Origin of the sequence: Candidatus Magnetominusculus dajiuhuensis (assembly GCF_046044395.1) — a bacterium.
In the GTDB taxonomy this organism is placed as follows: Bacteria; Nitrospirota; Thermodesulfovibrionia; order Thermodesulfovibrionales; family Magnetobacteriaceae; genus Magnetominusculus; species Magnetominusculus dajiuhuensis.
Map to the genome: position 1 here is coordinate 60,065 of NZ_JBJUSG010000001.1, position 16,071 is coordinate 76,135.

The 16,071-nt window shown below is 49.1% G+C and carries 14 protein-coding genes; 10 read left to right on the forward strand and 4 right to left on the reverse strand.

The features are described 5' to 3' along the window. Window positions 1-75: 75 nt before the first annotated feature. The 4 genes from AB7D94_RS00295 to AB7D94_RS00310 form a co-directional block, all read right to left on the reverse strand. Window positions 76-291 (reverse strand): hypothetical protein, encoded by a 216-nt coding sequence (locus AB7D94_RS00295; protein WP_420263635.1) that lies wholly within the window; start codon window positions 289-291, stop codon window positions 76-78. Beyond that, the gene (locus AB7D94_RS00300) at window positions 279-740 is read right to left on the reverse strand and encodes a hypothetical protein (protein WP_420263636.1); all 462 of its coding nucleotides are present in this window, start codon (window positions 738-740) and stop codon (window positions 279-281) included. Before AB7D94_RS00300 ends, AB7D94_RS00295 begins: the two co-directional genes overlap by 13 nt. Window positions 741-1,094: 354 nt before the next feature. Further along, the gene (locus AB7D94_RS00305; RefSeq protein WP_420263637.1) at window positions 1,095-2,495 is read right to left on the reverse strand and encodes a sigma-54-dependent transcriptional regulator; all 1,401 of its coding nucleotides are present in this window, start codon (window positions 2,493-2,495) and stop codon (window positions 1,095-1,097) included. Next, entirely contained in the window at window positions 2,486-3,976 is a 1,491-nt protein-coding gene (locus tag AB7D94_RS00310) for a sensor histidine kinase (RefSeq protein ID WP_420263638.1), read from the reverse strand. The genes AB7D94_RS00305 and AB7D94_RS00310 overlap by 10 nt, the downstream gene beginning before the upstream one ends. A gap of 89 nt (window positions 3,977-4,065) precedes the next feature. Here AB7D94_RS00310 and AB7D94_RS00315 point away from each other — a divergent pair, with 89 nt between their 5' ends. The 10 genes from AB7D94_RS00315 to AB7D94_RS00360 all read left to right on the forward strand — a co-directional run bounded on the left by AB7D94_RS00315 (window position 4,066) and on the right by AB7D94_RS00360 (window position 16,045). Beyond that, entirely contained in the window at window positions 4,066-5,265 is a 1,200-nt protein-coding gene (locus AB7D94_RS00315; protein ID WP_420263639.1) for an ABC transporter substrate-binding protein, read from the forward strand. Between the two features lie 35 nt (window positions 5,266-5,300). Next, window positions 5,301-5,858 carry an ATP-dependent protease subunit HslV gene (hslV, locus tag AB7D94_RS00320; RefSeq protein WP_420263640.1) on the forward strand — a complete coding sequence of 186 codons (558 nt, stop codon included), beginning with the start codon at window positions 5,301-5,303 and terminating at the stop codon, window positions 5,856-5,858. Beyond that, window positions 5,851-7,191 carry an ATP-dependent protease ATPase subunit HslU gene (hslU, locus tag AB7D94_RS00325; protein ID WP_420263641.1) on the forward strand — a complete coding sequence of 447 codons (1,341 nt, stop codon included), beginning with the start codon at window positions 5,851-5,853 and terminating at the stop codon, window positions 7,189-7,191. Before hslV ends, hslU begins: the two co-directional genes overlap by 8 nt. A 24-nt stretch (window positions 7,192-7,215) precedes the next feature. Then, on the forward strand, window positions 7,216-7,899 hold the full coding sequence (locus AB7D94_RS00330; protein ID WP_420263642.1) for a septal ring lytic transglycosylase RlpA family protein: 684 nt from the start codon (window positions 7,216-7,218) through the stop codon (window positions 7,897-7,899). 22 nt (window positions 7,900-7,921) lie between these two features. Continuing rightward, window positions 7,922-8,788: an acetylglutamate kinase gene (gene argB / locus AB7D94_RS00335; protein ID WP_420263643.1), complete on the forward strand. Its 867-nt coding sequence runs from the start codon at window positions 7,922-7,924 to the stop codon at window positions 8,786-8,788. 398 nt (window positions 8,789-9,186) lie between these two features. Next, complete coding sequence (locus AB7D94_RS00340) at window positions 9,187-11,316, forward strand: hypothetical protein (protein ID WP_420263644.1); 2,130 nt, start codon at window positions 9,187-9,189, stop codon at window positions 11,314-11,316. 277 nt (window positions 11,317-11,593) lie between these two features. Beyond that, entirely contained in the window at window positions 11,594-13,174 is a 1,581-nt protein-coding gene (locus tag AB7D94_RS00345) for an amino acid adenylation domain-containing protein (protein ID WP_420263645.1), read from the forward strand. A gap of 47 nt (window positions 13,175-13,221) precedes the next feature. Beyond that, window positions 13,222-14,649, forward strand: a complete 1,428-nt coding sequence (locus tag AB7D94_RS00350; protein ID WP_420263646.1) for a hypothetical protein — start codon at window positions 13,222-13,224, stop codon at window positions 14,647-14,649. After that, the gene (locus tag AB7D94_RS00355; RefSeq protein WP_420263647.1) at window positions 14,649-14,894 is read left to right on the forward strand and encodes a phosphopantetheine-binding protein; all 246 of its coding nucleotides are present in this window, start codon (window positions 14,649-14,651) and stop codon (window positions 14,892-14,894) included. The genes AB7D94_RS00350 and AB7D94_RS00355 overlap by 1 nt, the downstream gene beginning before the upstream one ends. 80 nt (window positions 14,895-14,974) lie before the next feature. After that, window positions 14,975-16,045: a radical SAM protein gene (locus AB7D94_RS00360; RefSeq protein WP_420263649.1), complete on the forward strand. Its 1,071-nt coding sequence runs from the start codon at window positions 14,975-14,977 to the stop codon at window positions 16,043-16,045. The last annotated feature ends 26 nt before the right edge of the window (window positions 16,046-16,071 follow it).

Here is a 16,071-nt window from a genome sequence, read left to right on the forward strand (position 1 = left end):
TATACTTTAGTAGTGAATATACTTTAGTAGTGAATATACTTTAGTAGTGAATATACTTTAGTAGTGAATATAGAATTAGCTGTTTGAGTACGCCCTGTCATCTGTCATCAGGGGCATCTCATCAAACGTAACCTTGCTATCGGCACCGGAGTTTTTGGAGACGCGCCACCTCCCCTTCTCTGAGCCACCGTTAAGGAGCGTCTCTCTTGCGATATCCACTCTCATCTCGGCAATAGCCGCGGCCTCAAGGTGTTTGTTAATCTCACATAGCAGCTTCTTTATCTTACCCATGTTGTGCCTCCTTTTCGGCTTTTACACCGCACTGGCGCAACCTCGCGGGTTCGATACTGCCATACGGGAACCGAAACTTCTTTCAGAATTTTTCTAAGGTCAAAGACCTTATTGATATTCAACTCAGGGCTAAGTAAAACCATGCTCAGCCCCCTTTTGTTGTTTATATTGTCTTTGAGCGTGAGGATGTGCGATCTGGTGTATAACTCGACGGTGACCTCAAAGTTATAGTTCCTGCCCGTGCTTATAATTGTGTCAAGGGTGTGAGCCGCGTTTGATTTGCCTTGCAGATATGGGCGTAACGAACAGTCGTCACAAATTATCATAATATCAAGCGCGTTCGATATACTGATAGCAAACCCCATCATGTAGGCGAGGGATTCGTCCGCCGCCCCCTGCTCGTTTGTTATAATTACCAGCCTTCGATTTATCGTTCCATACGTTGTCATCACAGACGTATAATCTCATAAATCGTGCCAAACGATAACTTATTGATTTATAAAGATAGTTATAGCATAATAACGGGGGTTAATGTTTCATAATGAAACGCGGTTGAAACAAAGGGGGAGGGCTAAAAAAAGGGTAACTCTATGCTGTTCTTTTTTCGCCTGTCATTCCGGTTTTCGCCTGTCATTCCGGCTTGTCTGGAATCTATCCTTAATACCTCAGAATGGGCAAAATCGTCATGAAACAACCATTTAAGGGACGATTCCGGACAAGCCGGAATGACGGAAAAGGGGCAAGGATGACAACAATCTAAGCAACTACCGCTTACTTATGATGGAGAACAGATTTACCGTGGATTACCCCGGGGCAGTTGTGTCTTTTGGGGGGCGTGTCCCGTTGGGGATGTTAATGCCGAATTTCTCCAGCCTGTACCAGAAGGTTTTATAGCTCATACCGAGAAGCCGGGCAGCCTTTGTCGCCACATTATTGGCCTTTCTCATCGCCTGTTTTAACAGTTTTTTCTCCAGCTCCTCAAAAATGATTCCCTCTTCGGGGATTTCTATGTCCATAATGTCGCAGGCAATCGGCTGCTTCAATTCGCTTTTGACATCCTCACAGCTTATGGCCGCAGCGTCGGCCATCAGTACCGCCCGCTCTATTACCGAACCAAGCTGGCGAATATTTCCAGGCCAGTGATAGTCTGTCAATAATTTGAGCGCCCCATTGTCTATGCCGCTTATCTGCTTTCCGAATTCCGCATTGTATCTGGAAATGAAGAAATTAACTAACAAGGGGATGTCCTCCTTTCTTTCTGTCAGGGGTGGTAGAGTTACTGTTACTACCTTTAGTCTGTAGTAGAGGTCTTCTCTGAATTTCCCCGTTTCTATCTCCTTCTCAAGGTCTTTGTTGGTTGCCGCGATGAACCTGACATTGACCTTTATTGTATCTTTACCGCCAAGTCTGCGGACTTCTTTGTCCTGGAGGACGCGCAGGAGTTTAGTCTGGGTCAACAGGGACAGGTCGCCTATCTCATCAAGAAAGAGCGTGCCGCCGTCGGCGGATTCTATTAAACCGGGCTTTCTGTGAGTTGCACCGGTAAACGCACCGGGTTCGTGTCCGAAGAGTTCGCTCTCAATGAGATTGTCAGGGATAGCCGCACAGTTGATGGGCGTAAAAGGGGCGTTTTTGCGCGGACTGTTATAGTGAATGGCGCGGGCGATGAGTTCTTTTCCAGTGCCGCTTTCGCCATAGATTAATACGGTAACAGGTGTGGCGGTTATCTTTTTTACGACATCTATCACCTCGGTCATCTTTTTCGAGCGTCCGATTATGCCTTCCATGTTGAATTTGTCAAAAAGTTCTCTGTGAAGCCGGATATTTTCCTTGAGCAGAGACATCCTCTCTGCGGCCTTGCCAACGACAAGCGTGATAACATCTTTGTCAAGCGGCTTGATGAGATAGTCAAATGCTCCCTTTTTCATAGCCTCAACAGCACTGTTGATTGTTCCATACGCGGTGATTACGATAACGGCCGGTCTGGATGAAGGCTCTTTGGGCAGGTGTTCAAGCATCTGGATGCCGGTCATCCCCGCCATGTTTAGGTCAGTAAGGACTACATCGGCATTTTGCTCACTGATTATCTTTAACCCCTCTTCGGCGCTTGCAGCCGCAAACACCTCATACCCCTCGTCCTCGAGGATCGTTTTTAGTATTCCCCGCTGTAATGGCTCATCATCTATTACGACAACTACTGCCATGCGGCCTCCAGTTCATGCTTGACTTCATTTTTGCCGTTTCCAACCCGGGGACTGGATTCACATGGGCAGGGAAGGAATAATTTCACCTCCGAACCCGCCCCCGGCTCGCTGTAAAATTCAACCCTTCCCCCATGTTCTTCCATAACCCTGAAGGTCATCGGCAGACCAAGTCCGGGGTGATTCTGCTTTGTTGAGAAAAATGGTTCGAACAGCTTTGGCAGGTTCTCAGCCGGGACACCCGGCCCGTCATCTTCTATTGTAAGGATGAACTCGCTCTCTTTCACCTCGGTGGTTAACTTTAAAAGGCCGCCCGTGGATTTGATGCTGTTGATAGCCTGAAACGCGTTTGTTATGACGTTTAGTACGCAGGACTTAAACAAATCGGCATCAACATTGAGGGCCATGTCACTGCAGTAGTTCTTAATGATAACAATGCCGTCGGCCTCGGCCTTTGCCCATACGAGGGCTACGACATCCTCAAGGACATCGTTTATCTGCACCATTTTGGGGCTTATCTTTAGCGTCCTGCTGAACTCAAGGAAATCGTTGACAAGGTTGTTAAGTCTGCGGATTTCATGCTTAATGCCGACGACAAGGGTGTTGAAATTTTCCAGTTTATCCTTGTCTTCGGGGGGGTATTTGCCGCTTATGTAGTCAATTGAAAGGCTGATGAAATTTAACGGGTTTTTTATCTCATGGGCCATGTCGCGCGAGAGTTTGCCGAGGCCGGACAGATGCTCCGCCTCTCTCAGGCGTTCCTCAAGGTTTCTGCTCTCGCTTAATTTTTTGACCATATAATTGAAACTCTCCGAAAGCTGGCCAACCTCATCCTTTGTCTTTACCTCTATTTGCTGGGTTAAATCCCCCGCCGACACCCTCAGGGAGGCATCCGCCAGCCTCTTTATCGGCAGGGTTACTCTGCGCGAGAACACAAGCGCAATAAGCAGCCCGGTGCCAAATACTAAGATTATTGTAAAGGTACGTTTTACCGTGTTCATCTTAATCAGGTCTGAGAAGTCGTCTTTATTTATCATCAGGTGGATATAGCCGTACTGCTGGCCGTCGGCCACAACGGGAACGATAACGTTGTATGTCTTGCCTTCGTCAGAGACATGCTCGCCGAGTTCCGCCTTGATGACCATCTCTTTTCTCTTGTGCGAGATTGGCCTGCCAATTTTTTCCTGATTAGTGCTGGCCACAATCTCGCTGTTATTGCTTATGATAGATATCTCCTTGATGCCACGCTTATTCAACTCCGTAAGATACTGAGAAAGGCGTGACTCGCCGGTCTTTCCTGTAACCTCCTCAACGCCGACCTGTATGGCCTTGGTGAGTTCGCCGGTTTGTCTTTCCACCTGCTGGAGAAGTTTGTGCTCCAATTGCAAATTAAACATCACAAGCATGAAGATGATGGTGCACGTCAGGATGAGCATCATCGCAATCAGCTTTTTGTTCAGCGACAGTGCAAAGGGATTTTTCATAACCGCCAATAATTATAACATATTTATTAATGATAAAAATGTTATAATTGCCGGATAACATTAAATTAAGGATTCACAGGGAGGTCAACTTGAGATTGGCTAAAATGGCAGTGAAAGCGGCAATTTGGTTAGCTTTAGTCTCGGCATTAGCGCTTGGCAATGCAGCCGGAGCCGCGCCGACGAAAATAGAACAGGAGGGGCAGCCCATAAAAGCCGCGCTCCTATATAACAGTTCCGGCCCCATGGCCTCAATAGACGAGCCTGCGTATAAGGGTGCAATGCTTGCGGCGAAGTTAATAAATGCAGCAGGCGGCATTACGGTAGGCCAAAAACTTGAGCTTATACCCACAGAGACCGGCTCCAATATCGCAAAGGCAGGGTCAGCCGGCATGGACGAAAAGAATAAAGATGTTGTGGCCGCCATAGGCTATGGTGACAGCGCCTTTGTTATCAGCGCGGCATCTCCTTTTGTAAACAAAGGGATTCCGTACATAACGCCGGGGGCTACGCTGCCCACGCTTCCCGGAATGCTCGGCGAACGGTTTTTTATGACGGCCTACGGTGACGATGACCAGGGCCGGGCCATCGCCGACTATGCTTACAATAATCTGAACGTAAAAAGAATCGTGGTATGGACAGATACCTCAATGGCATTCACCTTAGCCGTGAGCGATTCTTTTAAACGGCGATTTGCGGAATTGGGCGGTACAGTCCTCTACGAAGATCTTTTTAAGAGCGGTATGCCGGTGCCGCCTGATTTATCTAAAATGGTTGAAAGACTCAGTACAAACGAACCCAAACCGGAGGCCGTTTTTGTGGCCGCAATTGAAGAGGAGGCTGCCCTTTCGGTCAAACTACTGAGAAATGGCGGGATAGACATACCCGTCGTAAGCGCGGACGGCTTTGACAGCCCGCTGGTAGAAAAGGCGGAGATGGCTAAACCCATCACTAATGTTTACTTTTCCACACACGCATACAGGGGAGAGACCCGCAAAGAGGTAACCGATTTCATTAAGGCATACAAAAAGGAATATGGCAAGGAACCCGACAATGCCTACGCAGCCCTGGGATACGATGCCGTGAATATCCTTGCCGACGCGATAAGGCGTATCGGCAGCTCAGGGGTGCCGGACAAGGACACCATATCAAAGGCGCTTTCTGAGACAAAGGATTTTAAGGCCGTAACCGGTGTTATAACGATGAGACCTAAGAGCCCACCCGCAAAATCTATCGCCATCGCCGAAATCAAAGATGGTAAATACACGGTGGTGCATACATGGAGACCTTAGACTGCTTGACGTCAAGAGGTGTTTGATATATCATTATGGCAGACAACGGAGGACATAATTTGTTTCACAGTACGACGATACTTTGCGTTAGAAGAGGCGGTGATGTCGCCATTGCCGGAGATGGACAGGTTACCTTTGGGGCAACGGTTCTCAAGCACAACGCGAGGAAGCTCAGAAGGATGTACAACGATAAGGTTGTCGCGGGGTTTGCCGGTGCAACGGCGGACGCCTTTACGCTGTTTGAGAAATTTGAGGGAAAACTAGAATCATACAGAGGAAATCTGTCGCGTGCCGCGGTTGAACTGGCAAAGGAATGGAGGACGGACAAAATCCTCAGGCGGCTTGAGGCACTGCTGATTATAGCCGACAAGGAAGTGACCCTGATAGTGTCGGGAAATGGCGATGTTATTGAGCCTGAAAGGGGTGTCTCGGCCATAGGCTCTGGCGGGCCGTATGCCCAGGCGGCGGCAAGGGCGCTCTACGATAACACAGAACTCTCAGTCCGTGACATAACCGTAAAGGCGATGGAAATAGCCGCGGATATTTGCATATATACGAATAAAAATATAATAGTCGAGGAACTCAATGGATAATCTTACACCAAGGAAGATAGTAGAGGAGCTGGATAAATATATAGTTGGACAGGACAAGGCCAAAAAGGCCGTGTCAATAGCGCTGAGAAACCGCTGGCGGCGGCAGAAACTGGCGGCAGACCTCAGAGACGAGGTGCTGCCGAAAAATATCATTATGATAGGCCCGACCGGCGTGGGTAAGACAGAGATTGCCAGAAGGCTGGCCAAGCTCTCCGCAGCGCCGTTTATTAAGGTAGAGGCCTCGAAATTTACAGAGGTAGGCTATGTCGGCAGAGATGTTGAATCAATGATCAGAGACCTGACGGAGCTTGCCATAAATATGGTCAAAGAGGAGCATTTCGTAAAAATACAGGAAAAGGCGAGGCTCATGGCAGAGGAGAAACTGCTTGACACGCTGCTTCCGCCTTTGAGGCAATCAAAGAATTCACCCGCCAACGCCGAGGAAAAACAAAAGCAATCCGAAACAAGGGAAAAACTGAGGGAAAAACTCAAAGACGGCAAGTTCGAAAATAAATATGTTGACATAGACGTCAAAGAGAAGGTAATGCCATTTGGCGTCATATCCAACATGGGCATGGATGACCTTGAGATGAATATCAAGGAGATACTTGGGAATTTTCTGCCGGAAAAACAAAAGAAAAAGAAGATGAAGGTCCCGGACGCCATGACTCAGTTCACAAAGGAAGAGGCCGGCAAGCTGATAGATATGGAGAAAGTCACAAAAGAGGCAATCCAGAGGACGGAGCAAACGGGCATAGTGTTCATTGATGAGATAGATAAGATTGCAAGCAAGGGGCAGTCGCATGGCCCTGATGTATCAAGAGAGGGCGTGCAGCGTGATTTACTGCCTATTGTGGAGGGCACGACGGTGACGACAAAGCACGGCTCGGTCAAAACCGACCATGTGCTTTTCATAGCGGCGGGGGCGTTTCATGTCTCAAAACCCTCTGACCTCATCCCCGAACTGCAGGGGCGTTTTCCAATACGGGTGGAACTTGACGCACTCGGCAAGGATGAGTTCATACGCATCCTGACCGAACCAAGCAACGCACTGATAAAGCAATACGTGGCGCTGATGAATACGGAGGCAATAGAGCTTGATTTCATCAGAGAAAGTATCGTGGAAATTGCCGAGATAGCCGCTACTGTAAATGAAAGGACAGAAAACATAGGTGCCAGACGCCTTCACACGGTATTGGAAAAACTTCTGGAGGACATCTCATTCGAGGCACCCGAGCTGGCACCGGCAAAGATAACAATAGACTGCAAAATGGTTAGAGAGAAGCTCTCGGAGATAGTAAAGAACGAGGACTTAAGCCGATACATTTTATAACGATATAACACATAAGAGAAAAACTTGCGGGGCACGGCAATACTCATTATATCGGCGGTTATAGTTGTATGCGGTTGTACGCACGCAGTAAGGGTGCCGCCGCGAAGGGATGCCCGCGTACCTGAAACACCTCCGGTGACGGGAAAAACCCAGATGATAGCCTCATGGTACGGCCCTGACTTTCATGGCAAACTCACCGCGTCGGGGGAAAGATACGACATGTACGCCATGACGGCGGCACACAAGACGTTGCCATTTGGCACTATCTTAAAGCTGACGAACCCCGAAACCGGCGTCTCAGTGACAGTCACAGTAACCGACCGGGGGCCGTTTGTTGCTGGACGGGACATAGATTTGTCATATCGCGCGGCCAAAGAAGTCGGCGTCATAGGGCCGGGGGTGCTTGCCGTGATGGTGCAATACATGGGCAGGGACATGAAATATGCCAGATACGTAAGGGTCTCAGAATCCGCAGGAACCTCTTATACGATTCAGACAGCCGCATATGAAGACAGACAAAACGCAGAGAGATTAAAGGCCACCCTTGAAATGTCATACACAGGGGTATTCATAAAACAGGCGGCCATAAACGGTAAGACATATTACAGGGTAAGGGTCGGCCATTACAGCGAAAAGGAAAAGGCTATGTCCAATGCCAAACGCCTTGCGAACGAGGGCTATGACACCTTTGTAACGCCAAACGATTAAGCCTATGGAGGGGGAGATGAGCATGGATTCTTTGATAGCAAAGGCCGGGGTGTTGATAGAGGCGCTGCCCTATATTCGGAATTTTTACAAAAAGACCTTCGTGATAAAATATGGCGGGGCAGCCCAGACAGATGACTCATTGAAAGAGGCATTCTCAAGGAACATTGTACTGTTTAACCACATAGGGATAAACACGGTAATCGTCCACGGGGGCGGACCGGGAATTTCAAAAACGATGGAGCGAATGGGTAAGTCCCCGCAGTTCATACAGGGCCACCGTGTGACAGACAAGGATACGATGGACATAGTGGAAATGGTCTTGGGCGGCTTGATAAACAAGGAAATTGCATCGTTAATCAACCGCGCCGGCGGCAATGCCGTGGGAATAACCGGAAAAGACGGCGGCCTGATTACGGCTAGTAAAAAATTCCTGCGCGGTACCGACACCGTCCCCATAGACATCGGGCAGGTGGGACAAGTGACAGAGATAAATCCGGCGATTATCCACGCCCTTGCAACGCAGGGATTTATCCCCGTGATAGCCCCGATAGGGGTGTCAAAAGAGGGCGAGACACTCAACATAAACGCCGACTTCGCGGCCTCGGCAATCGCCGGGGCGCTGAAGGCCGAGAAACTGATACTACTGACAGACACCCCCGGCATACTGGACAAAGCCGGTGTTACTATCTCTACGATAAAAACGGGGAATTATTTGTCATACACCGAAGACGGCACGATAACCGGAGGGATGCTCCCAAAGATAAACGCCTGCATAGAGGCGCTTGCCGCTGGCGTCGGGAAAATACACATCATAGACGGGAGAATCCCAAATAGTCTGCTGCTTGAGATTTTTACACAAGAGGGAATTGGCACGGAGATAGTGCTTTAAACACCTGTCTAAGAATCCCCCAATACTTGAGATGCCGCCCTGAAGCTGCCCTCTCTGCAGGGCAATCGCATTAGAAATTGCCTCCCTTATTTTTGTCATTCCGGCTTGTCCGGAATCTGTCCTTATGCCTCAGAATATGCACAATCATCATGAAACTCCCACTAAAGGGAAGATTCCGGACAAGCCGGAATGACGGCAAGGGACAAAGCCGGAATTATTGCATAGGTATCTTCTGATTTTTTTTCAAATGCGATTGCCCTGCCCTCCCTGTTTGACACATGCTATCGGATAGTGCTATATTGCTAACAGGTAGTCTGCTTCAAATGATACTAGCCACAAGCCTTGTGATTTTCAGGGTTAAAGATTGATTGCCATTGCCTGACTATGGAGGGATGCAGATGAGAACATTATGTAAATACATTGTAATGGTTGTATTGTTGACTGAGGTGGTTTTGGGTGGTATCTCGTACGCGGCGGGGGGTTCAGGCGAACCGGTAGCGGGGGTTACTGTAACGCAGCAGGCCCCGGTTTCCGTTGTGTCCACTGATGAGATGAAAAAAAGTGAGGCATTGCTACCGGCACGACCGGCCCAAAAGAGGGTAATACGTTTAAAACGCCGCAAAGGACACACCACATCAACAGCGGCCCCGATTGAGAGCCAATTTCTGTCAGCAATCAAATCTCCTGAGCAGAGCGCGCCCCAATCCTCAATAGAAACGCCAACCCTGATAGCTAGCTTTACGGGCATGGACCTTAACGGCAACACCAGCCATGCCATTCCACCTGACACGATGGGCGCGGCCGGGCCTGTCTATCTTATGAGCATCTTAAACGGCGGGGTTGCCTATTACAATAAAAGCACCGGCGCTATGACAGGCCATACAACCGACACCGCCTTTTGGTCATCACTTGGCACAAGCTCAGGGCAGCCGGCTGACGGCGTCTTTGACCCTAAGGTCATATATGACCAGTACCTTGGACGCTTCATCACCGTGGAGCTTAGCCAGGGAACCTCTTCCACAAATTCTTATATCTTAGTCGGAATATCCTCAACAAGCGACCCCACCGGCACATGGACATTGCACGCGATTCGCGCCGATTTAGATAACGGCACTACTCAAACAAAAAACTGGGCGGATTTCCCTGCTGTCGGCATGGATTCGGCTAATCTCTATGTCTCCGTAAATATGTTTGATTCCAGTGAAAATTTTAAGTATGTAAAGGCATATTCAATTCCCAAGACACAGCTTACTTCAACCGCCTCAACAATTACCTATACGGAGTTCATCAACAATAACACTAACGATTTTACCATTCAGCCGTGCGTTGCCTATGGAAGCGGGCAGCAGATATATTTCATCGGCGAGGATTACGCAGGTGGCGGCAACCACAACGGCGACTCGCCAGTCCAGCAGACTCAAACAGCGGCGGCCACACCGAGCTATCTAAAATTATGGACGATTGCAAATAACGCATGGACTCTACTAGGGGATATAGTCGTGCAGAGTTATCCTGTTGTAGATTCGCTACCCGGCGCTCCCCAGCAGGGGTCAACCAAGACGATAGTTACAAATGATACGAGGATGCTAAACGCCGTATGCAGGGGCGGCTATCTGTGGGCGACGCATACCGTTACGAACTCCACCGGAGTGAAGACCGAGGTGGCATGGTATCAAATAAACCCCTCATTGGCCTCAAAGACATTGGCCTCAGCGGGAAGCCCGGTTCAGGAGGGAAGAGTAAGCGATACGAGCCTGTTCTATTACTTTCCCTCAATAGCGGTTAATGCCAATGGAGACGCGGCAATTGGATTTTCCGGCTCATCAAGCAGCACATACGCCGGTGGATATTACACGGCAAGGATGAGCACAGATACCGCTGGCACTACTCAGACCGTGGGTCAGTTAGTGGCAGGAGCGGCGGCTTATTATCTCACCTATGGCGGGACAGATAACCGATGGGGAGATTACAGCGCCACATGCGTTGACCCGTCGGACGACGTTACATTCTGGACTCTTCAGGAATACGCAAAGGGCAGCACAAACTGGGGCACGTGGTGGGGGTCTTTTAAGGCCACCGGCGCATCATCATCGGACTATAGCACTGCCTCCGCGGCTATTGGCGCAATATACAGCCAATATGCCTCGTTTTTTGGGTCACTATCCGGGAGTGTACTTACGTTAACATCCGGTTCAGCCACATACTATGTCCAGTGGTATTCCAATGGTGGCGCCCTTGTTGCATGGACAGATGGAACTATGTATGCTTACTACAAGGGTTCATGGTACGCCTTCAATATAGGATGGCAATCATTAGGGAAGGCGGCTACGAAGATTACATCAATTTATAACCAATATGCCTCGTTTTTTGGGAAACCATCTGGAAGCATAGCTATTGGAACATCCGGGTCGGCACCATACTACGTCCAATGGTATACAAACGGTGGTGCCATTGTGGCATGGACAGACGGGACTATGTATTCTTATTTAAACGGTACGTGGTACGCCTTCGGGGTAAGCTGGCAATAAGGGGCTGCACTCCTCAGACATAAGAGAGGTGTGCTGTTGTGGCGCAGGGGTGTCTTAATTCTGGCAATTGTCAGAGTGATGTGCAGCCTTGCTCTTTACATTGGATGATTGTTGTGTCAGATATTACTTTTGCGCTCTATTTCGGGCGCTTGACAAATGAAACAGGCTTTGATAACATAATCGGGCAGCGAGGCAGCCGTACGCTTTAGAATAGGCGACTAATACTAAATAATGCAATTGGCCGTTGGTTGGCCAATCGCCACACAAGGAAGCGGATATGAACTTTAACTTATCGCGCGCAGTTTATCGCCACAGCATTGATAATCAGGGGAGTCTCGCCGTTGCATCAGATTCCCGCGAACTTACCTATGGACAATTTGCCAGTGGTGCCAGGGCAATCTCGGCCTGCCTCAGGACAAGCCCATCTTTTGTATGGCGGGATGGACAGCCTCCGCGGGTTGGGATTTTAGCTTCGCGCAGCGTCGAGGCCGCGTTGGGCGTCATGGGGGCCGCGTGGGCAGGTGCGACCTATGTCCCGATTGGTCCCAAACTCCCGGAGGATAGGATTTTAACAATACTTTCGCTTTGCAATCTCTCAGCGCTTATTGTTGGCCCTGAGGGCGTGAAACAGATGACAGACAAGGTACTGTCGGCCTGTCCGCCGCTGATAATCGTGCCCGGTGCCGCGCAGTTTCAGGCAAAAGGCCTTCCAGGAATTAAGTTCCATGATGCTGGCCAACTGCCTGATGCCTTGCACGAAGAGCCTGCCAATGTTGAGGGCAGCTCCATTTCGTACATCCTGTTCACATCGGGAACGACTGGAGTCCCTAAGGGAGTTGCTATTTCGGCTGCCGCGGTTGCAAACTATGTTGAGGCGGCCACGGCGATGTTGGAAATGCGCCCCAGCGATAGAACCATTGAACTGACAGAGCTGACATTTGACGTTTCAGTTAGTAACATGTTTTGCACATGGGAGGCAGGGGCGTCTTTGCATGTGTTGCCAGCCGTTCGCGTGATGAGCGCGGTGAAGTTCGCGCGCCAAAGGCATCTGACAGTCTGGAGTTCAGTACCTTCTTTAATAGACAGGTTGAGGCAGATAAAGGCGCTGACGCCGGGTGCGCTGCCCGGCATTCGACTGTCTGTCTTTATGGGTGAGCCGTTGACTGAGAGCCTGGTCACGGCCTGGATGGACGCTACTCCAAACAGCGTCATAGTGAACCAGTATGGTCCTACTGAGACTACTATTGCTAACACCATCTGTCGCATCTCGCAGCCTATTCCATTAACTCCCGGGCGGGATTATTGTCCCCTTGGTAAGCCATGGGCAGGAAACGAGCTGGCAATAGTCAATGCCAATGGAGCATTTTTGCCGACAGGGACAACGGGAGAACTTGCGCTGTCCGGCGTCCAATTATCCAGCGGTTACTTAAACCAGCCTGAGTTGAATGCGGCGAGGTTTCCAATTATTGATGGCAAGAGGTGGTACCTGTCCGGTGACCTTGCAATGCAGGATTCCTCCGGTACATTTCACTTACTTGGACGAATAGATAATCAGGTCAAGGTGATGGGCAACAGGGTAGAACTGGAAGAGGTTGACACGCATCTGAGGACAGTTGCAAACACCGGCATTGCCGCGGCCGTCACATGGCCAATCGTTGACGGCATTGTGCAGGGGCTTGTAGGGTTTGTTGGGGCTAAACAGATAGACCAACTGCAAATCATCGCCGCGATGAAGGACAAGCTGCCTGCCTATATGGTTCCCAGCCGTGTTCTGGCACTGGAAAACATGCCTTTCAATTCAAATGGGAAAGTTGACAGGAATGCCCTGCGCCAACTTCTCCAAAGCGGGGAAATCTGATTCCGGAGACGGCAGGCACACAGCCGCCCCCCGGCGCGGTGCCGCAGATGCGGGTATGGCGTGACAATTTTGCAATTGAAACCCATCAGGGAGTTGTCGGCTTCGCCCAAACCATTTTTGGCCGTGTATTTCTGCTCCTGCTGTTTTCCATTGCTTACTCAGCGGCAACGGAAGCGTGGAAACCCTCCGGGGTTGTTTTCGCTGCCGCGGCCTTCGCCTTTTTACCGCGCTATCGGACTGTCATAATATTCGTCGCAACGCTTGGGGTTTTGGCAAAAGACCCTTTCTGGTACGGAATGGAGGCAATTGATTATGTAATGAAACAGGAGCGTCTGACATCCCTTTCAGGAAAGTATTCGGCCTACGTGGCATTGGTCTCGTTTTTTGTGTGTTCTTTAGCAACCCTTGAGCTTGTGCGGCGAAATAAGACATTATATGTTGCCCGCCGTCCCGTGATTACATTGATAGCCGCGGTTGCCGTGATGAGCGTTACGGCGGCTTATCCCATACTCCACGGCACGCCACTGGTTTTATTGTGGGCGTTTATAACGGTCTTTTCGGCCTATATTTGGTTCTTAGCCTATTCATTAGTGGACCAGAGGTCTCGTGACCGGAGTCCGCACCTGTTCCAGCTTGGCACGTTTCATCCTTTTTGGGGTTCAAGCTCAGTGCCGTATGGTAAGGGTGCCACATTTCTCAGAAAAACACTGGCTAAGACCTCAGGTGACCTGGCAGTTACGCAGCTCAAGGGATTGAAACTCGTGCTTTGGACAGTGGTTCTTTTATGGCTTAGAAAGCTGCTTGTGTGGGTTTTCGAGGTCAAATTGAAAATCCCTGATGTAGCGGCTTTGCAGGCGTTTCATGTGACAGGCCAGGGGTATTCGATTTTGGTTGGTTGGACTGCGGTTGTCTGGGCTACGGCGTCTGATACACTTGTGCTTGCGATTGCCGGCCATAAGGCTGTTGCTGTTGCGCGTCTGGCGGGATTTCGGCTGCCGAGAAACACATGGCGTCCGCTTCAGTCAAGAACTCTGGCCGAATTCTGGAATCGCTACTATTACTACTTCAAGGAGTTGTTGGTTGAGTTTTTTTTCATCCCAACATTTCTCAGGACATTTCGCAACCATCCCCGGCTCAGGATGTTCTTCGCAACCTTTATGGCAGCCGGCATCGGTAACGCTGCCTTTCATTTTATCCGGGACATAAAGTTTGTCGCAACACAGGGTCTGTGGGACTCCATCGTAAGCTACCAGAGCTATGTGTTTTACACCTTCGTACTAGCTACGGGAATCGGTATTTCACAAGTGCGAATGAACAGTGGCGCAAAGCCGTCAAACGCCTTCCACGCAAGGCTGTGGTCATTCCTTTGTGTGTGGACATTTGTCGTATGTTTACACGTCTTCGGTGACGAGACGCGAGTTTATACTTTGTGGCAACGGCTGTCTTTCATGGCCAGCCTTATAGGAGTGAAATAGTGGATACTGAAAAGAAGAACAAACTGCGCACGTTTATTAAATCATACCTGCAAGAGCATGGGGATGCAGGTGAACTTAAAGACGATGATTCGCTGTTTATCAGCGCTCGTCTGGACTCTCTGGCGATGATTACACTGATTTCCTTTCTTGAGCAGACGTTCGGCGTCAATTTCGGAGATGTAGATTTCGATGTTGAGCTGATTGACTCAGTGAATGAGATTGAGTTGTTTCTGGATGGGGGTTAGAAGATGATCAACGCGAAATTGAAGAAATTGGTGTTGCCTTTGCCACTTCGCGATTTTGTTTCAGTCAGTGGGGGGGCGTAGTGGGATTGTTGTATTCTAAAATGAAGATATTTCACTTCAAGGACAAGCTTGCCTCTCTTGCCCCTGACATCAACAAGATTCTCCCTCCCGTGCAAATCAGAATAAAACCCACGAACCACTGCGGACACAATTGCTATTACTGTGCTTACAGGGCGGAGAGTCTACAGCCCGGAAAAGACATGAACCAGTCCGATTCAATCCCAAAGGACAAGATGCTGGAACTGATAGACGATATAATTGATATGGGCGTAAAAAGCGTAACCTTCAGCGGCGGTGGCGACCCGTTTTGCTACCCATACCTGGTTCACGCAGTCAAAAAACTATCAGATAGTCCCGTTAAATTTGCCTCCCTGACAAACGGAGCAAACTTATCCGGTGAATTAGCGGAGGTCTTTGCAACCAGTGCCACATGGCTTAGAATCTCTATTGACGGATGGGACGATGAGAGTTACTCAGAGTATAGGGGAGTAAGACATGGGGAATTTACGAAGGTTATGAATAATATCAGGATGTTTAAGAAGCACTTAGGCCGGTGTTTTTTAGGCGCTGTCATTGTCGTGGACAAGAAAAATGCCCCCCATGTGTATGAATCTATTGGGAGACTAAAGGATGCGGGAGTTGACAGTGTTAAAGTATCTCCTTGTATCGTCAGCAACATAGGCGTCGAAAATAATCTGTATCACTGGGCAATATTTAAATCCGTGAAAGAGCAGACAATAAGGGCGTGCAATGATTTCGTGGATGAGGCGTTTGAGATATTCGACTCTTATCATGAACTCGACAATAAATTCGATAAAGATTATTCATGGTGCCCATATATTCAAATAGTGCCAGTCATTGGGGCTGATTCAAATGTATATACATGCCACGACAAGGCGTATAATCTTGAGGATGGGCTGATAGGGTCTGTGAAAGATATGAGATTTAAAGAGCTGTGGTTTTCAGATAAATGGAATTTTTTTCGTATTAATCCCTCTGTCCATTGCAATCATCACTGTGTTTCAAACGCGGCTAACAGTCTGATTTTAGAATATATAAACGTTGATAAGGGACATTTGGAATTTGTATAACACAACCAGCACCGCCTAAAGCCGCC

Coding starts and splice junctions, on each gene's coding strand:
- AB7D94_RS00305 (WP_420263637.1), bottom strand. CDS start 2,495: ATGGCAGTAGTTGTCGTAATAGATGATGAGCCATTACAGCGGGGAATA.
- hslV (WP_420263640.1), top strand. CDS start 5,301: ATGGCAGACAACGGAGGACATAATTTGTTTCACAGTACGACGATACTT.
- AB7D94_RS00345 (WP_420263645.1), top strand. CDS start 11,594: ATGAACTTTAACTTATCGCGCGCAGTTTATCGCCACAGCATTGATAAT.
- argB (WP_420263643.1), top strand. CDS start 7,922: ATGGATTCTTTGATAGCAAAGGCCGGGGTGTTGATAGAGGCGCTGCCC.
- AB7D94_RS00310 (WP_420263638.1), bottom strand. CDS start 3,976: ATGAAAAATCCCTTTGCACTGTCGCTGAACAAAAAGCTGATTGCGATG.
- AB7D94_RS00340 (WP_420263644.1), top strand. CDS start 9,187: ATGAGAACATTATGTAAATACATTGTAATGGTTGTATTGTTGACTGAG.
- hslU (WP_420263641.1), top strand. CDS start 5,851: ATGGATAATCTTACACCAAGGAAGATAGTAGAGGAGCTGGATAAATAT.
- AB7D94_RS00350 (WP_420263646.1), top strand. CDS start 13,222: ATGCGGGTATGGCGTGACAATTTTGCAATTGAAACCCATCAGGGAGTT.
- AB7D94_RS00300 (WP_420263636.1), bottom strand. CDS start 740: ATGACAACGTATGGAACGATAAATCGAAGGCTGGTAATTATAACAAAC.
- AB7D94_RS00295 (WP_420263635.1), bottom strand. CDS start 291: ATGGGTAAGATAAAGAAGCTGCTATGTGAGATTAACAAACACCTTGAG.